12 protein-coding genes are annotated in these 17,899 nt (G+C 50.8%); all 12 read left to right on the forward strand.

The window, feature by feature from the left end; translation table 11 throughout:
* The first annotated feature begins 147 nt into the window (after positions 1-147).
* Positions 148-1,350, forward strand: a complete 1,203-nt coding sequence (gene metK, locus LOS79_RS27285) for a methionine adenosyltransferase (protein ID WP_315413813.1) — start codon at positions 148-150, stop codon at positions 1,348-1,350.
* Between the two features lie 180 nt (positions 1,351-1,530).
* Positions 1,531-5,577: an Ig-like domain-containing protein gene (locus LOS79_RS27290; RefSeq protein WP_315413815.1), complete on the forward strand. Its 4,047-nt coding sequence runs from the start codon at positions 1,531-1,533 to the stop codon at positions 5,575-5,577.
* 251 nt (positions 5,578-5,828) lie between these two features.
* On the forward strand, positions 5,829-8,561 hold the full coding sequence (locus LOS79_RS27295) for a stalk domain-containing protein (protein WP_315413816.1): 2,733 nt from the start codon (positions 5,829-5,831) through the stop codon (positions 8,559-8,561).
* Positions 8,562-8,618: 57 nt separating this feature from the next.
* On the forward strand, positions 8,619-9,776 hold the full coding sequence (locus LOS79_RS27300; protein ID WP_315422478.1) for a sensor histidine kinase: 1,158 nt from the start codon (positions 8,619-8,621) through the stop codon (positions 9,774-9,776).
* 4 nt (positions 9,777-9,780) lie between these two features.
* Positions 9,781-10,503 (forward strand): response regulator, encoded by a 723-nt coding sequence (locus LOS79_RS27305; RefSeq protein ID WP_315413817.1) that lies wholly within the window; start codon positions 9,781-9,783, stop codon positions 10,501-10,503.
* A 243-nt stretch (positions 10,504-10,746) separates the two neighbouring features.
* Positions 10,747-11,178 carry a hypothetical protein gene (locus LOS79_RS27310; RefSeq protein ID WP_315413818.1) on the forward strand — a complete coding sequence of 144 codons (432 nt, stop codon included), beginning with the start codon at positions 10,747-10,749 and terminating at the stop codon, positions 11,176-11,178.
* A gap of 178 nt (positions 11,179-11,356) precedes the next feature.
* Positions 11,357-13,471, forward strand: coding sequence for an ATP-dependent helicase ComFA (locus tag LOS79_RS27315; protein ID WP_315413819.1), 2,115 nt, complete (start codon positions 11,357-11,359; stop codon positions 13,469-13,471).
* 883 nt (positions 13,472-14,354) lie between these two features.
* Positions 14,355-14,744, forward strand: a complete 390-nt coding sequence (locus LOS79_RS27320; protein WP_315413820.1) for a ComF family protein — start codon at positions 14,355-14,357, stop codon at positions 14,742-14,744.
* 176 nt (positions 14,745-14,920) lie between these two features.
* Positions 14,921-15,328, forward strand: coding sequence for a TIGR03826 family flagellar region protein (locus LOS79_RS27325; RefSeq protein WP_315413822.1), 408 nt, complete (start codon positions 14,921-14,923; stop codon positions 15,326-15,328).
* A gap of 106 nt (positions 15,329-15,434) precedes the next feature.
* Entirely contained in the window at positions 15,435-15,722 is a 288-nt protein-coding gene (flgM, locus tag LOS79_RS27330) for a flagellar biosynthesis anti-sigma factor FlgM (RefSeq protein ID WP_315413823.1), read from the forward strand.
* 12 nt (positions 15,723-15,734) lie between these two features.
* On the forward strand, positions 15,735-16,235 hold the full coding sequence (locus tag LOS79_RS27335; RefSeq protein ID WP_315413824.1) for a flagellar protein FlgN: 501 nt from the start codon (positions 15,735-15,737) through the stop codon (positions 16,233-16,235).
* 56 nt (positions 16,236-16,291) lie between these two features.
* Positions 16,292-17,893: a flagellar hook-associated protein FlgK gene (gene flgK / locus LOS79_RS27340; RefSeq protein ID WP_315413825.1), complete on the forward strand. Its 1,602-nt coding sequence runs from the start codon at positions 16,292-16,294 to the stop codon at positions 17,891-17,893.
* Positions 17,894-17,899 lie beyond the last annotated feature (6 nt).

Here is a 17,899-nt window from a genome sequence, read left to right on the forward strand (position 1 = left end):
CCTTAAACCTTTTCCATGCGGAAAAGGTTCATTTTTTGAAGAAATGGTCTCATACCATTATCAGATTCTACTAATTTTATTTGGCCTGTTATTTACTAAGGAGCCCCCTTATACAGTGTCGATTAACAATATGGGAGGTTGATGTACTTGTCTATTAAAGGACGCCATTTGTTTACTTCTGAGTCTGTAACAGAAGGGCATCCGGATAAAATCTGCGATCAGATATCCGATGCTGTGCTTGATGCATTTCTGGCCAATGATCCCAACGCCCGCGTTGCCTGCGAAGTAGCTGTAGCTACAGGTCTCGTGCTTGTCATTGGAGAGATCAGCACCAAATCGGAATATGTAGATATACCGGCAATTGTCCGTAATACCATTAAGGAAATTGGTTATACCCGTGCAAAATACGGCTTCGATTATAATACCTGCGCAGTGCTAAGCTCGCTAAATGAGCAGTCGGCTGATATTGCTCAAGGGGTTAATGCTGCCCTGGAGAATCGTGATCCGCTGCTGGTAGCTGAAGAAACTGCAAATATCGGTGCCGGTGACCAGGGTTTGATGTTTGGCTTTGCTACCAATGAAACTCCTGAACTTATGCCGCTGCCGATCGCCTTATCTCACCGGATTGCCCGCCGTCTTGCTGAAGTGCGTAAGGATGGCACACTGGAATACCTGCGCCCGGATGGCAAAACTCAGGTTACCATTGAGTATCAGGATGAGAAGCCTGTACGTGTAGATACCATTGTTGTATCCACGCAGCATGCCGAGGAGATTTCGCTTGAGCAAATTCAGGCAGATATCAAAGAGCATGTTATCCTGCCGGTTGTTCCAGCCGGACTGCTGGATGAAGCTACGAAATATTTCATTAATCCGACTGGCCGCTTTGTTATTGGTGGTCCTCAAGGAGACGCCGGTCTTACTGGACGTAAGATCATTGTTGATACTTATGGCGGTTATGCCCGTCATGGCGGCGGTGCATTCTCCGGTAAAGATCCAACTAAGGTTGACCGTTCTGCGGCATATGCAGCACGTTATGTAGCGAAGAATCTGGTTGCTGCCGGACTTGCCGACAAATGCGAGATTCAACTGGCTTATGCGATTGGTGTAGCAAATCCTGTCTCGATCAATGTAGATACATACGGAACAGGTAAAATCAGTGAAGAGAAGCTGGCGGAGCTGATCAGCAGCAATTTCGATCTTCGTCCCGCAGGCATTATTTCTATGCTGGATCTGCGCAAGCCGATTTACAGACAAACTGCAGCGTATGGTCATTTCGGCCGCACGGATGTTGACCTTCCTTGGGAACGTGTCGACAAAGCAGACATGCTGAAGGCGCAGGCAGGTATCTAATAAAATAAGAACTGCACACCTTTCCCGCAGGGGCGAGTCTCCATGAATGGAGCAGCCTTTGCGGGTTATTTGCGTTTGTCCGCCATCTGCAATCACTCTTCTAAACTTTGGAAGCCGATTAACCGAATATAAGAGTATACGAAAAGACGAAAGTATGGCTTGAGAGGAGTCTATCACAGCATGAAAAGGAAAATTTCAATCTGGACAGCGATTATTCTATCAGGCAGCATGATGATGGGAGCTTGGCAGCCCATGAACGGGTTTACAAATTCTGCAGTCCACGCCGCCGCTGAATTCGGCATAACAGTATCTCCTGCTGTAGGAGCAAATTATGTTAACACAGGAGCGAATCTCAGACTTAGCTTTGACCGGCAGGTAAGCCCGCAAAATGGTGAAATCACGATCATAGCGAGTGATTCAAAAGCCGAATTCGTAAAGATTGCTACCGGCAGCTATGGGGTGGTGGGCAGCTCTAACGCATATGATATTAAATGGGGAGCCGATAAGAAATTCCAGCCTAATACTAAGTATACAGCGTCGGTTCCGCAAGGGTTGTTCAAGGATAGTGAAGGTAACGTTTCTGCGGCTGCCAGCTGGTCCTTCCTTACAGCTCCTGAGAATGACCCTGCCATTACAGCAAGTGAGTTCTCGCCAGCGGCCAATAGCAGAGTCGATGCTGCGGGAGTAACCCAGCTCAGTTTTAAATTGAATAAAAAGCTGCTGAAAGGCGGCGGAACTATCCGTTTGATGTCCTCCTTCAGCAATGATACCGTTCAGGAATATCAAATATCAGAAGGTGCTTCAGGTGTCGATGTCCAGAGTGATGCTGTCTCGACTACGGTAAAGCTCGCAGTTGCAACGGGGAAGCTGGCGGCGGGCAGCAATTATTACATACTTATCGATGCTTATGCTTTCAAGGCTGAGGATAACCGGACCTTTGCAGGGATATCCAGCGGGAGTGTGTGGAGCTTCTCGACAGTGGGCGGAGAGGCTAAGAATGTGACTACTGTCCCTGAAAAGGGGGCGGTTAACGTGCCTACAACAGAAGTGTTCCGGCTGAGCTTTGACCGGCCGATGATGCCCGCCGCCGGATATATTACTGTCTCGCCGAATACAGCCGATGGTTCAGGAACGCGCTGGGTCAATGTGAACTCAACCTCAGTAGTCGGGGGCGGCGAGAAGACAATTACGTTCACACCAGCCTCGAATGATTCACCTTTACTAAGCGGAACAACCTATACTGTAACCATTCCTCAAGGGGCTTTTTATGACCGGGATGGAAATGTGTTTCCGGCTTCCGGTCCGTATACCTGGACATTTACGACTACCCCGCTGTCCGGCCTTGCTGTAAGCGCTTTGTCTCCGGCGGACCGCAGTGAGTCGGTGGCGGTATCTAAAGCAATGACCATCACTTTTAACCGGGATGCTGTTTACAATAATATCGATGGCGGCGTAGTTCTATATAAAAGCAACGGTAGCAGCACGAAAATTCCGGTCACTGTGGAAAACGGGAGTTCCTCCAAGGAGTTTATCATCAGACCAGCAACGGCTCTTGAGCCAGCCTCGACCTATTATGTTGATATCGCCAAGGGTGTATTCACGGATGCTAATACTGCCGGATTGATGTATGACGGGATAAGCGGCCGGAGCTCCTGGAGCTTCCAGACGAATGTTCTTGATAATACATCTCCAGTGCTTACATCGGCACAGCTTGATAATAACCGCACGATCCGTCTGAAATATAATGAAACCCTGAACGCCGGGGTAGCCCTGCTCTATTCAAGCTTTGCCGTAACCGTGAATGATGAGAAGCGGACGATCGACAGCGTGTTTGTTCAAGGGGATAGTGTGTACATTACGTTATCTACGGGGGTTGCGGTCGGACAAATCGTAAAAATCAGTTACTCAGGCGGGTTGCGTACAATTCAGGACAGCTCTGGCAATGCTGCCGGGACGTTTACTTCACAGCAGGTGACCAATGCCATCCAGTCGGCTCTGCCTGCACCGCGGGATGGGGTACTATCAGGCACAACCGTTACGCTGAATTTCAATGATACCCTTAAAGCGGTCTCCGCCAATGCTTATAGTCAATTCTATGTATATGCTGACGGCGGCTCTCTTGGGGTGAACAGTATTACCTCAAGCGGCAACTCCATTGTTCTCGGGTTAAACAATGCTGCCCCAAATGGCCAGACTGTTCGAGTCACTTACTATGCCGGATCCTATCCGCTGCAGGATTCGTACAGCCAGAACATTGCTAATTTCAGTGACTTCTATATCCGCAATACCAGTGATTCGGTAGCTCCTGTCTTTCAAAATGCGGTAGGGGCGGAAAAGAAAGTAGTGCTGACTTACAATGAAGGAATTTCTACTGCGGCGCTTCCGCTGAACAGTCAATTCTCTGTACTTGTGGGCAGTACTGCGAATTATGTGACAGGGGTTGCAGTAAGCGGCAATCAGGTCACACTTACGCTTCAGAATGCACTTACAGTCAATCAATATACAACGGTTTCTTATGTGCCGGGCAGTGCCGGGCTTACGGATCTGAACGGTAACCGTGCCGCCTATCTTAATCTGCAGCCAGTGGCGGTAACGGGCAGTACGGGAACCTCTGTGCCTGACATCAGTTCTGCCGTGATATCCGGTGATGAAATTACAGTAACATTCAGTAAGAACATGCAGACTTCAACTGCTGCACTATACGTTAATCAGTTTGGAGTCAGAGTGGATGGCAGCAGTGTAGGCGTGCAGTCATATTATGTATCAGGCAATGTGCTGAAGCTGACGTTATCCACCATCGTTAAGACAGGTCAAGTCGTAGATCTGTCCTATATGGCCGGATCCGGCGCCATAACCGATGCCAGCGGAATTCCGCTGCCTTCATTTACCGCGCTTTCGGTCTACAACGGCACGGGAACCTCTTCGGCTACAGCAAGCCGTCCGGCTTATCTGGGGACGCTCGCCGCGAGCGAGTTCGGCCAGGAATATCCGCTGTTGAAGAGTGATTCAGCGGCTGCTGCCGATGACCGTTCTGTATACAGCCAGTCAGTCAAAAGATATACACTGACAGCAGACCGCTTGACTGCGAGTTATGATTATTTGAGTAAGCTGGGAAGTTCGGTTCTTGCGTTTGAAGTTCCGTCAACGGAACCGGCTGCTTATGTAGTCTTACCGCTGAAGCCGCTTCTGAATGCGGTGAACCGTGATAAGAAGGCTACGATTGTAATCCGGTACGGAGATAATCTGTACACACTTCCGCTAAACAATGTAGATATGAACAGCCTGGCTGCCAGCCTGGTAGCCGACAGCAGTAATATTTCACTGATCATACGGATGGAAAAGGTTCCGGCAGGTACATTCACTCCATTCGAGCAGAAGCTTGGAACGCAAGGGTTGAAGGGCATAACCGGGCTTACAGATATCCGGCTGACAGCAGCAATAAGCAGCAACTTCACTAGCGCCAGTGCGCTGAGTGTATCTGCTGAGTATGCCGCCCGTACCACTTCAACGTTAAATAATGATCAGACCTCGGCAGCACGGCTGGATCTGGCCTACTATGATGCAGTCTATCTGCCGACCAAAATCAGCACCACCGGCAGCTACACAGTGATCCGGGCAGCGACAACCGGCAATCAGGTAGTCGGAACCTTCCTGTCTACCCGGACATTCAGCGATATGAGCAAGCACTGGAGCAATTCAGTCGTATCCCTGCTCGCCGCCAAGAATATCATCGACAGCAGCTACGGCAGCACATTCAAGCCGGAGCAGAAAATTACCCGGGCAGAGTTCGCTGTCATGCTCAGCCGCGGACTGGGACTGCTGGGTGACCGTGAAACAGCCCAGCGTTTCAGGGATGTACAGCCTTCTACACAAACCGGAGATTATATCGGGGCTGCCGCCAAAGCCGGTATTATTACAGGAAATACGGATGCCACCTTCCGCCCGGATGATAATATTACCCGGGAGCAGCTGGCGATTATGATTATCCGGGCCATGGAATACTCCGGTAATCCGATTACACTGAGCGGCACCTCGGCCTCGGCGCTTAGTATTTTTAAAGATAAAGCCAAAATACAGAACCTGAGTGCCGAATTTGTTGCCAAAGCGGTCCAGGAGGGAATTATTCTGGGGATGACGCCGACTGAATTCCAGCCTCAGGGCAATGCGACCCGCGCCCAGGCAGCCGTAATGCTGCAGCGGATGTTGTCCATGGCGGGTTACTTGTAAAATTTCATAGCTGCAGGTTTAACCAGTGCCCGGCCTTGTGCCGGGTTTTTTTCGTAATATAAGAATTTATATGTTTCGGGGCCCCCGCAAAGTATCTGAGTCAGCCTCGAAGCCAAAGCCCTTAATCTAGCAAATCCGCAACTTTTCAGCCTGGAAGCAGTCTATTAAAGGTGTAACGGTATAGTATATGCTAGTGTCCGGACCTGAAATCAGTAGATTAAAAGTAAATAAGATGGGAGAGTAACGCTGAAATGAATGAAGTATTTACGGGAAACAACAGTGGTGAGCAGGTGAAGGGGAACAAGGGGCTTCCGGTTAAAAGATGGGTTGCTGCCTCACTCGCGGGTGTATTATGGATCATGCCGGTTATCGGTAACAGCGGGCCTTCCTTCTTCCATTTAGGATCTGCACCAGTAGCACAGGCTGCAGCAGCCTCCTTCTCAGTATCCAAGCTGAGCGAAGAGGTTATTACTTCAGGCGCTATGATGATGAAATATAAAATTACGACCGTACGTTCCGGCAAAAGTGTCACGGGCCTTGCTGACGTGATCCGTGTCGATCTGAATAATCCATATGTTTCTGTAGATGTAATGACCGGTAAGGGCGGTAATTTGACTACCCGGCAAAGCACAGGAGGAATGGCTGCTGAGACTGGAGCGGTAGCAGCGGTGAATGGAGACTACTTCAATACCGGCGGCGAAGGCTCGCCCATCGGTGGACAAGTATCTGGTGGCGTGGTAGTATCCACCCCTTCGCAGCTGGATGGAATGTATGCTTTTGCTGTGACCAAAGACCGTAAACCGATAATTGATGAATACAGCTTCGAAGGCATGCTGACGGCGGAGGATGGCTCACAGTTCCCGTTATCAGGCATTAATAAGGGGGCCTACAACCCCGAAGGCGGTAGCTCCACTTACAGCCATTCAAATGCAGCCTACATCTATACAGACGCCTGGACGGCGCTGGAACGGCCTAAGAACAGCTCTACAACACCGACAGAGGTGCTGGTAGAGAATGATGTTGTTACCCAGATCTCTTTGGACGCTGCCCTGCCGGTTGCAGTACCGGAAGGGGCTTATATTCTGCGGACACACGGGCTTGCAGCCCAGTTTGTAAAAGCTCATCTGGCAGTTGGTCAAAAGCTGAGCAGCGCATACACCTTACGTTCTAAAACCACACAGCAGGAGCTTGATCCGTCCACGCTGCAAACCATGATCGGGGGACATACCATCCTGGTGAATAACGGCAAGGCTGCGGCCTTCTCCCGTTCCACAACGAGCATCGGCGGTTATCGTGCCCGTACAGCTCTGGGTTATTCAGAAGACGGCCGGTATGTGTACGTGATTGCAGCAGAGAAGAACAACAATAGTGCCGGGCTGTCGCTGACAGAGCTGCAGTCATTCATGACGAATATCGGGGTGTGGAAAGGGATTAATCTGGACGGAGGCGGCTCTACAACCATGGTAGACCGTCCGCTGGCAGAGACCTCGACTACACTGACCTTTAATACTGAGTATGGCACAGAGCAGCGCAGCATCGTAAACGGGCTTGGTGTGTACACCTCTGCTCCGCAAGGTGAAGTAAAGGGAATCAAGATCAGCGGCAATTCAGTACTTCTAATCGGGCAAAAGGCTTCGTATTCGCTGAAAGGCTATGATACTTACTATAATCCAATCGATGTGGCTGCCGGTAATCCGGCCTGGACCTCCAGCAGCGCAAGTGTAACAGTGAATGCCGGGGAGGCAACAGCGGTCAAGGCCGGGACGGCCACACTGAAAGCGGCCAGCGGCTCAGCCAGTGCAGAGACTAAGGTAACTGTACTCGGCGGAGAGGATCTGGCAAGTCTGACAGTTGGCACAGCCACAGCACCGCTGCTTGCAGGAGCTTCAGTAGCTGTTCCTGTTACTGCAGTAGCAAAGAGCGGAGCGGCGATTACCGTTCCAGCCGCGTCGCTGAAATGGGAATTCATCGGCTTTAAAGGAGCTGTAGGTGACGGTAAGCTGACGGTGGAATCGGTTGATCCGGGCGTAACTACCGGGTATGCAATTGCCCGCTATGACGGCTTCAGCACGGCAGTTGTGCTCTCGGCAGCCGTGGCGACGGCATGGGAGGATTTCGAGAATACCACTTATCCGTTTGATTTCACGACCAATGCAGCTGGAGTTACGGGGACTGCAGCGGTTGTTCCGGGCAGTGCGGAACGGGCCGGCTCGAAGGTATTGTCGCTAAGCTATGATATGACGGCGGGTACGGGTAAAATGTATGCTTACGCCCAGTTCAACGGAACTGCAGGCAAGAGCATTCCGGCCACGGCAACCTCTATGTCTGTAGATGTTATGGGTGATATGAGCTTAAACTGGCTGCGTGCCGAGGTAACGGATGCCGGCGGGGCAACAGCATATATTGATCTGGCCAAGGTGATCGACTGGAACGGCTGGAAGAGCCTGAATATTGATCTGTCCGGCTCCGGGATTAAATTCCCAGCTTCCCTTAAGCGGCTGTACGTGGTAAATGTAGAAGAAGGTCAGGATGAGCGGGCCAAAACAGGCACGGTAGCCTTTGATAACATCTCCTTCGTCATGCCTTCGCTGTCCAGTGAGGCCGGATTGCCAAAAGGAACAGCATCGATGAGCATTGGAGCTAAATCGATGACGGTTAACGGAACCAAGCAGGCGCTGGATGTAGCGCCAATCGTGAAGGACGGCAGCACCTATGTACCGATTAAATACGTGCTGGACGCTTTTGGCGGCAACGCAGTCTGGGATGGGAATACCAAGAAGATTATGGTGCTCCGCGGATCCAAAGCGCTGGATCTGACGGTAAACAAGAAGGAATTCCTGCTGAACGGGAAACGCCAGAGTGCTGAAGTAGCACCGTTAATTCTGAATGGCAGGACTTTAGTACCGCTTAGACTCGTGACAGAACAGCTGGGACTCACCGTAAAATGGGAACAGAAAACGAAGACCGTAACTATCGAATCATGATATGTTAGTATAAAGGAAAGCCTTTAATACGATTCGATAGAAATGGGGCAAGCATCCGTGGAATTTCAAACCGATGCGATAGATCGCGTCATTAAGAATACCATCGACGTGATGGAGAGCAGCAAGTATCAGATTTTTGAAATATTGCAGGTTGCACGGGATGAGCTTGCTGCACTCACCAAAGAACTGCAGCGGGTCATGGAAGAAACGGATGAAACATTACAGAAGGTAGACAAGCTGGAGCTGCAGTACCACCGCTCCCGGATCCGGCTGACTGAGGTCAGCCGGGACTTTGTCCGCTACACCGAGAAGGACATCCGGGTGGCGTATGAGAAGGCGACAGAGCTGCAGCTTGAACTGATGATGACCAGGGAGCGGGAAGCTTATCTGCGGAGCAGACGGGATGAGCTGCAAATGCGGACCCGCAGTGTCGAGAATTCTGTAGAACGGGCGGAATCGATCGGTTCGCAAATGAGCGTGGTCCTGGAATACCTGTCCGGAGAACTAGGTCAGGTGACGAGAATTGTCGAATCTGCGAAGAACAGACAAATGATCGGACTCAAAATAATCCTGGCTCAGGAAGAGGAACGGAAGAGAATTGCCCGGGAAATTCATGATGGTCCTGCTCAAATGCTGGCGAATCTAGTCCTAAGGACGGAAATTGTAGAAAGAATGCTGGTAAAGCAGGAATTTGGCCTGGTGCAAGCCGAAGTAATAGATTTAAAAGGGCAGGTTCGTTACAGCCTGGAAGAAATGCGTAAGGTTATTTTTAATCTGCGTCCGATGGCGCTTGATGATTTGGGGCTGATTCCGACCCTACGGAAGTATGTGCATGACTATGAGGATAAGACGAAGATCCGCACCTCTTTTGAAACAAGGGGCAAGGAACACCGGCTGACTTCAGCGATGGAGGCGGCGGTCTACCGTCTGGTGCAGGAAGGGCTGTCCAATGCGGCCAAGCATGCCTATCCAAGCTATGTACTTGTGGAGATCACGTATCAGGCACAATTGATCAAGATAGTCGTGAAGGATAACGGATTAGGCTTCAATGTGAAGAAAGTCAGCGAGCAAGGCAACCGCGAAAGCTTTGGACTGGTGGGCATGCGCGAACGTGTGGAGCTGCTGGAGGGAAGAATGGAAATACAATCAGCCGAGAATCAGGGCACAACGATTGTAATTCACATTCCGACAAATGTGGAAAAAGGAAAGGAGTAATGTGATGGAGAACCAAAACTCTGGCAAGTCGCCCATAAAAGTTCTTTTGGCCGATGATCATCAGTTGTTTCGTGAAGGGCTTAAACGCATTTTGAATATGGAGGATGATATTGAGGTTATTGGCGAATGCGGGGACGGCATCCAGGTGCTTGAATTCTGCAACATCAATAAGCCGGATATCGTGCTGATGGACATCAATATGCCGATTGAGAATGGTGTAGAGGCTACGCAAAAGGTACGGGAAATGTTCCCGGATGTAAAAGTAATCATCCTCTCGATTCATGATGACGAAAGCTATGTATTTGAGACACTGCGCAAGGGTGCGAATGGTTATTTGCTGAAGGATATGGAGGCTGAGTCGCTGATTAATGCGATCCGTTCCGTATGTGAGGGCCATGCCTTTATTCATCCGAAGGTGACCGGTAAGCTGATCAATCAGCTGCGGCGCATGACTTACCTGAATGAGACAGGTGCAATTGCCGAGACGGCCGTCAAGGAAGCTGGCGTCAAATTTGTGGCTGGTGACAACAATCCGCTGACCCGCCGTGAGGCAGAGGTACTGCGTCTGATGGCAGAAGGCAAGAGCAACAAGATGATTGGTGAATATCTGTTCATCAGTGAAAAGACGGTCAAAAACCATGTGAGCAGCATACTGCAAAAGATGGAAGTGGATGACCGCACGCAGGCAGTAATCAATTCGATTAAATATGGCTGGGTAACTTTATAGCATCCCGCATAAACTTTTAATTGAGCGTTTTGGAGAATCCTAATGATCCTTATAAAACGGTACATAACTTGATTGCACCCGTATGCTTAAGCGGCAGTCAAAGTATTGTTTCAGTCTGCATGATATTCGAATTTTGCAAAATGCTGATTTAAATATGTACCTGCCTGAACAATGGAATTCTGGGCTGTCACCGTCCTTTTACCGCTGGCATATAGTGTCGGTATAAGAGGGAGGTGCAGCTCCATGATAACCCAGTTAATCTGGATTATGTCCATTTATGCAACCGCGGCAGCCCTTGTTCAACTCCTGCATCACCGGGGAAAGACCCGGGAGCATGTGCGGCCTGGAAAGCGGCTTCAATACATTCTGATTACCCGCAATCATGAAGCTGTTGTGGAGTGGTATATCCGCATTCTGGCTTTTCATGCTTCATGGGCGGGCAGTCCCCTGCAGGTCACTGTGGCAGACGATAGCTCCGCGGACGGGACACTGAATATTGCCTCACGGCTGGATGTTTGCAGTTCTCCGGTCCTGTCGCTGTACAGCGGCGGTAATGGGAATGAGCCGCCGGAGAGAATGGTGGTCGATTTGCGGATGCAGGAGCCGCGTCTTCCGCTGCGGATGATGCGGCTGCCGGGAAGCGGGGGATACGGATCAAAGCATGGCGGAGCATAACTGAATATGTCGGCAACGGGTGAAGCACACTCTCCAGCAATGGGGGAGTGTGCTTTTTTTGTTGTGGTTTAAGCGGTAACCCGTCTAATACTGGATGAGTTGCAAATCGCGCTGTAAGAGGGGAATAGTCTGGGTTGTTGTTATATAGCCGGCAATTTTAAGTTTAGGAGGCGGGATTGTGAAGGCGGCAGTCTATGCGGTCAAGTATGAAGGGAACTGGGAAGCAAGAGTTTCACTGGATCTGGCTGTGGATCAATGGTGGTGGCAGGGGGCGCGGGCTGACTGGGAAGGTCGCTACAGGGGCGGTAGTCAAAGCAGGAGCAGCCAGAAGAGTCCGGGCAACAGGATTGGTAAGGATAGCAGCGATATCAGGGACAGGCAATCCGGCCGGGCGGCGGGCAAGCTGGTGCTGCTCGCCCGATCCTTGCCGCTGGGCTGGGCGGTAAAGCTTGCGGCTGCCTGCGAGTTTGGAGATGTGATGACAGCGTGGAAGGAAGAGAAGTGGAGAACTTATGCTGCGGATCTATTAAAGGCTGAGATTAAGTCGGAACAAGCAGTGGGAGGGATGCGAGGGGAAGATTGGCCCTTTGAGGTGATTGAGATTATTGAGCTTTCAGAAGTGCAGGCGGTTAAGGGCGCTAGCGGGCCGGAATCAGCCGGGATGAGCAGAATTTCGCCTTCGGTATTTGCTGGCTGGGGTGTGAAGGGACAGAAAGATCGTTATGAGCTGCTGCTGTCTGCAGCAGAGCGGCTGGGGGAGGCACTGGAGGGGCGTTCTTTACTGCAGAATGAAGTGGAAGCACTGGTGGCAGAGCAGCTACCCGAGCTGGCAGAGATATGGCCTGCTGCAGCGCAGCTGGCGTATTTGCAGGAGCGACTGCAGATTGAGGCGGGTGTTGGTGCTCCGGGGGCGGTGCAGCGTCACAGGATAGACGCTGTACGTTTCTTGCCCGCAGCGGCGCTCCGCCTGCCGCTGCGCCTGTCCCGGCGCGGCGCTGCCGCCCGCCGCGCCGGGGCGGTACGCTGCCTGCGCTGCGGCAGCGTACCCACGGGCCGCACGGCCTGCGCCGCGTGCGGCCTCTCCGGCTGCGCCTATTGCGAGGCCTGCCTCGCACTCGGGCGCAGCCGGGCTTGCGCGCTGCTGCTGCGCAGCGCACCGCTCCCTGCCGTGCGCTGCACGGCAGGGGTGTCCCCCACCGTAACGGCACGCCGGTGGGGGCTGAGCGCAGCGCAGGCGGCTGCGGCCGCCGCTGCGCTGGGGTTCCTGGCGGAGCGGACGGGAAGCTCCGCCGCCGCAACAGGACCAGAGCGGTTCCTGCTCTGGGCGGTGACGGGAGCGGGAAAGACGGAGATTACGTTCCCGCTCCTTGAGGCAGCGCTGCGCGCCGGAGGCCGGGCGCTGATTGCGACGCCGCGGCGCGACGTCGTGCTGGAGCTTGCGCCCCGGCTGGCCCGGGCCTTCCCGGGCGGCGGGCCAGCTGTGCTGTACGGCGGCAGCGAAGACCGCTGGAGCAGGGGCAGCCTGACGCTGGCGACGACGCATCAGCTGCTGCGGTTTCATGGAGCTTTTGATCTGGTCATTATTGATGAGCTGGATGCTTTTCCATATCATAATGATCCTATGCTGGCTTACGCTGCTGAGCAGGTGTGCAAGCCTGCCGGTGCATTCATTTATCTCTCGGCTACGCCCCCGGTCGAGCTGCAGCGTCAAGCGGATGCCGGGAAACTTCCGCATGCCCGGGTTCCCGTCCGCTTCCACGGCTATCCCTTGCCGGTTCCCCGGCATTTGCATATGCCACCCTTACGCCGTTGCCTGAAGCAGGGGCGGCTTCCCAGGGGTCTGTTGCAGGCCCTGCAGAGATCATTTGACCGGAAGGCACAGATTTTTCTGTTTGTCGCGCGGATTGCCCTGATTGAAGACCTGCTGAAGCTGCTCCGGAGAATCTATCCGGGGATTGCTATTGAGGGCACCTCATCCAAAGATCCTTCGAGAGCAGAGAAAGTGCTGAAATTCCGCAACTGCTCAATCTCCCTGCTGGTGACGACAACCATTCTGGAACGGGGAGTAACGGTTCCGCGCAGTGATGTGTTCATACTCGATGCGGGCAGCGAGCTGTTCGATGAAGCTGCGCTGGTCCAGATGGCCGGCCGGGCCGGGCGCTCCAAAGATGATCCTGCCGGCTTCGTCTACTTTGCTTCCCCGGAGTGGACCCGCGCGCAGCGCAGGGCAATTGCCCAAATCCGGAGCATGAACAGGCTGGCACGCAAACAGGGATATTTGCGGGGCCGGTAAGCTTTTCTACATAAACCCTATAAGTAGCATTAAGGACTAGTACAGCATTGAAAGTAGCTGATTGTATTTCCTGCAATAGAATGCCCATATTAGGCCGTGAATTGAGATTCTATTGTATTTCGTACAGTGGAATTTAGCATTTGGGGCGAAAAATGGCCTTTGCTCAATATTCAAATGTACCGAGTACAATAGATTCTAGTTTTAAGGCGTTTTCACAGCATTCTATTGTAAAAAATACAGTTGTTGTCATTCAAGCGCTTACGACATCACATTTGCAACTGCGGAAATGAGGCGCTGGCGCGTTAAGGTCCGATCATGGTCATAGTCACATGATTAGTTCTGATGCTGTACTAGCTATAAAGAAATCCTGCACATAACTAAAGGAGGCATACCTGTATAAATGAAATCCTTACAATCTTGGATAGAGCATATCCGCCGGTTAATCGCCCCGTCTCTGCATGAGTGTTTATTCTGCGGACATAGAGCCCCGCCCTCTTCTGGACTGCCCGGCATATGCCAGAGCTGCCAGAAGGCAGTTCCTTGGATTCGCAGCCCCCGGTGCCTGGTTTGCGGACGCCATGTCGGTTGTCCCGACTGCAGCCGCAGCTGTGATCCATTACCCATCGTCTGTAACCGCAGTGCGGTAGCTTACACAAGTGAAATGCGTGAACTGCTGGGCCAGTATAAATACCGGGGAAACGAGAGCATGGGGCCTGTGTTCGGTCTGATGCTGGACCAGGCATATTCTATGTTGCAACAAGAGCAGAGGGAATCCGAGAGCAGGAGCATTGTGCAGAGGCCTGCCAGTAGGCGGTTTTTATCAGCAGCCAGGCGGTTTAGCCAGCCCGTTCTCTGGCATGCAGATCTGCTTGTACCTGTGCCAGTGAGCGCAGCACGGTTGTCTGAACGGGGATTCAATCAGGCGGAGCAAATGGCCCGGGTATTATCACAGTGCAGGAAGGTGCCGCAGCTTCCGCTGCTTGTGCGTACCCACCACACCGGCAAGCAGAGCTTCAAGAGCAGAAGAGAGCGGCTGGCGGATATGCAGCATGCTTTTACTGGTAATACGGACCCGGAAGTGCTGGAGAGTTTGAGGAACCAGTTGAATTCAAGACCGATCCAATTTCTGGGCCGGCCGCTGCAGATTATTATAGTTGATGACATTTATACCACAGGAAGCACGATCCGGGCCTGTGCCACTGCACTGCATCAGCTCTGCGGGAGTCTAGGGCAATCTGCCGAGATTTATAGCCTGACGTGGGCAAGATCTTAGCATGAGCCACCAAACCATCCTATAGTAACTGCAAATCATCATTTAACGCTGAAAATATACGAAACCCGCTCACCACCTGCTACAGCTTATAGACGAAAGCCCGGCGATCATGTAATCTTATTAGAATAAGATACGTTTATGCTGTACAGAATGTAAGGAAGGGAGCCGCGGTAAACATGAATGTCGATAATTGCCCGAGATGCGGCCGGTTGTATGTGAAGAACATAATGAACCTGTGCCAGCCCTGTGTTAAAGAATTAGAGCATGAATATGAAATCTGTGTTGAATATCTGCGTAAAAATAGAGGCACCAACATTCAGGAATTATCCGATGCCACAGATATTTCCATTAAGGAAATCACCCGGTTTATCCGAGAGGGCCGGATTTCAATAGCGAATGCACCTAATATGATGCTCCCTTGTGAAGTGTGCGGAACCCTCATACGTGACGGGCATATGTGTGACAGCTGCCGCAGCCGGTTGACCAAGGAGCTTGCGAATGCGGCCAAGGAAGCGGCTGAGAATGAGAGGGAAAAGAAGAATCCGAATACTGCTTACCGCGCAGTTGATAAGTTCCGCAACTAATTAAATCTGCAAAAAAACGTTTGCAGCTATAAAGAATGTTTCAACAAAGGCCGATAAACTTAGTAAAGATTATCGGCTTTTTTATATTAGAAGGAAGGTGGAAGTTATGAAAATTAACGAGACCGGACGAATTAACGCGATTAATCCGTATCAGCGCACCGCGGAATCGCAAAGGCAGGAACAGATGAAGAAGAGTACACGCAAGGATGAGGTATCGATATCGGATGAAGCAATTAAGCTGCTCCAGGCACAGAACAGCGGCAAGATTGATGCTGAACGTGCGAACAAGATCGAAAGCCTGAAACAGCAAGTATCCGCAGGTACCTACCAGGTTGATGCAGCCAAGCTCGCAGAGACACTCGCCCCCTACTTTAAGCAATCCTCCGAGAATTAGGTGAATACACCCATGGCACTTACAACATTATTAGAACTGCTTGAGCGGCTGGACGAAGCACATGTGCAAATGCTGGAGCTGGCCGCTTTTAAGAAGCAGACCATTATGGACAATAAGGTGGATGGTCTGATTGACATCATGAACCGTGAGTCCAAGCTGATGAAGGTGATTGGACAGCTCGAAGAGCAGCGTGCCGGAGCGGCATTTGCTTTTCTTCAGGGGGTTGGAATCCGTTCCAATCTGAATCTGAATCTGACCGAGCTGTCCCGCCTTGTATTTGACCCTGAGGACAAATCGCGGCTGCTGCAGATCCAGCAGAAGCTTTCCGGCACATTACAGCGTTTGAAGCTGGCCAATGAGCTGAACCAGAAGCTGATCGAGCAGTCGCTTACCTTTATAGATTATTCCCTGGATTTGCTTGTCGGAAGACCAAATCAGGAAATGACGTATCACCATCCGTCCGACAAGGGCAGCAGCGTAACCCGGCCGGGCCTCTTTGATGCCCGCGGATAGCCTGTTATCCGTAATTCCCCGTTCGCCGCAGCAATCATAAGGGAGGAACAAGTAGCATGACATCGACATTTCATTCCATAGAGACAGCAAGACGAAGCCTGTTTACTCAGACAGCTGCGCTCAACACAACCGGCCACAACATCGCCAACGCCAATACGGAAGGCTACACCCGACAGCGTGTGAACATGCGGGCATCTATTCCTATTGAAGCTTATGGACTCAGTAACTCTACAGTGCCAGGACAGCTGGGAACAGGTGTGGAGTTCGGCTCAATTGACCGTATTCGTGAGACCTTTCTGGATGATCAATATCGGAGCGAGAACTCTTCGCTTGGAGCTTGGACGATCCAGTCGGATACGCTGGATAAGCTTGAGGCGATTTTTCAAGAACCATCGGATACAGGTATAAGCACAGTTCTTGATAATTTTTGGAAATCCTGGTCGGATTTAAGCAAGAATCCGGAGGATAGTACGACCCGGAAAATTGTTGTTCAAACTGCTCAAGCTTTAACAGATGCACTTAATTATATGAGTAAGCAACTTAAAAACCTGGACACAGATTTAGCCTCTAACGTGGCTGTTAAGGGTACTGAAGTGCAAGGTTACTTGTCTTCTATTGCAGATTTAAACTCATCGATCTTTAAAATTGAGAGCATGGGTGACAAAGCCAATGACTTAAGGGATCAACGTGATCTCCTGACCGATAAGCTCTCTAAGATTGCTAATGTCAGTGTAGTAGATACTGAATATGGTTATAACATTTCAATGGGTAGCCAGCAGCTTGTTCAAGGAGCTACTGTAGCCGCTACTGTGGACAGTGCATTCCTCAATACGGCATTTGCATCAGGGGATCTAAATTCAGGCGAAGTATACGGAATGATTTCATCTAGTCAGAAATATGTTGCTGACTATAAGAAGCAGCTTGATAACATTGCAAATACCATTGCTAGTGGTGATATGGATATTACCATTCCTAAAGGCTCTATTCTTCCTGAAGGTACAATTTTAACTAATGATGCTACTGTTACGAGAACAGATGGTTCTACAACTACTGTTACCGCTGGTACAGCACTTCCTAGAGGAGCAACTATAAGTGCTGACGTGAAAACAACCGTAAAAGGTTTGAATGGACTCCATCAGTTGGGATACACAATGGACGGAACACTCAACACTGGCAAACCACTGTTTACAATAACGGGTGATGGAAATACAATTACAGCTAGTAATATCACATTTAATACTGAGATTGCTGCTGACACCAATTTATTAGCTACCTCCCTTCGCACAACAGGGACAGGTAGTTCTGAATCAGTTGTTAAAGGAAATAATACCTTAGCGCTTTTATTAGCCAATCAGCAAATAGGAATATTCACATCACCAACTACTGGAATTAAGGCGACTGCGAGTTCATTTTACAAGTCAATGGTAGGACAATTAGGTATTCAATCACAGGAAGCAACGCGTCAGACTGAAAACTCTAACTACCTTGTAGAACAGGTGAATGCTCGTCGACAATCAGTTAGTGGTGTATCTCTAGATGAAGAAATGTCGAATATGCTTGTTTTTCAACATGCATATAGTGCTGCTGCGCGGTTTATGACGACATATGATGAGATGCTTGATAAATTAATCAACTCTACTGGCACTGTAGGTAGATAAGAAGGG

It is taken from the genome of Paenibacillus sp. MMS20-IR301, from assembly GCF_032302195.1.
Lineage (GTDB): Bacteria > Bacillota > Bacilli > Paenibacillales > Paenibacillaceae > Paenibacillus_AQ.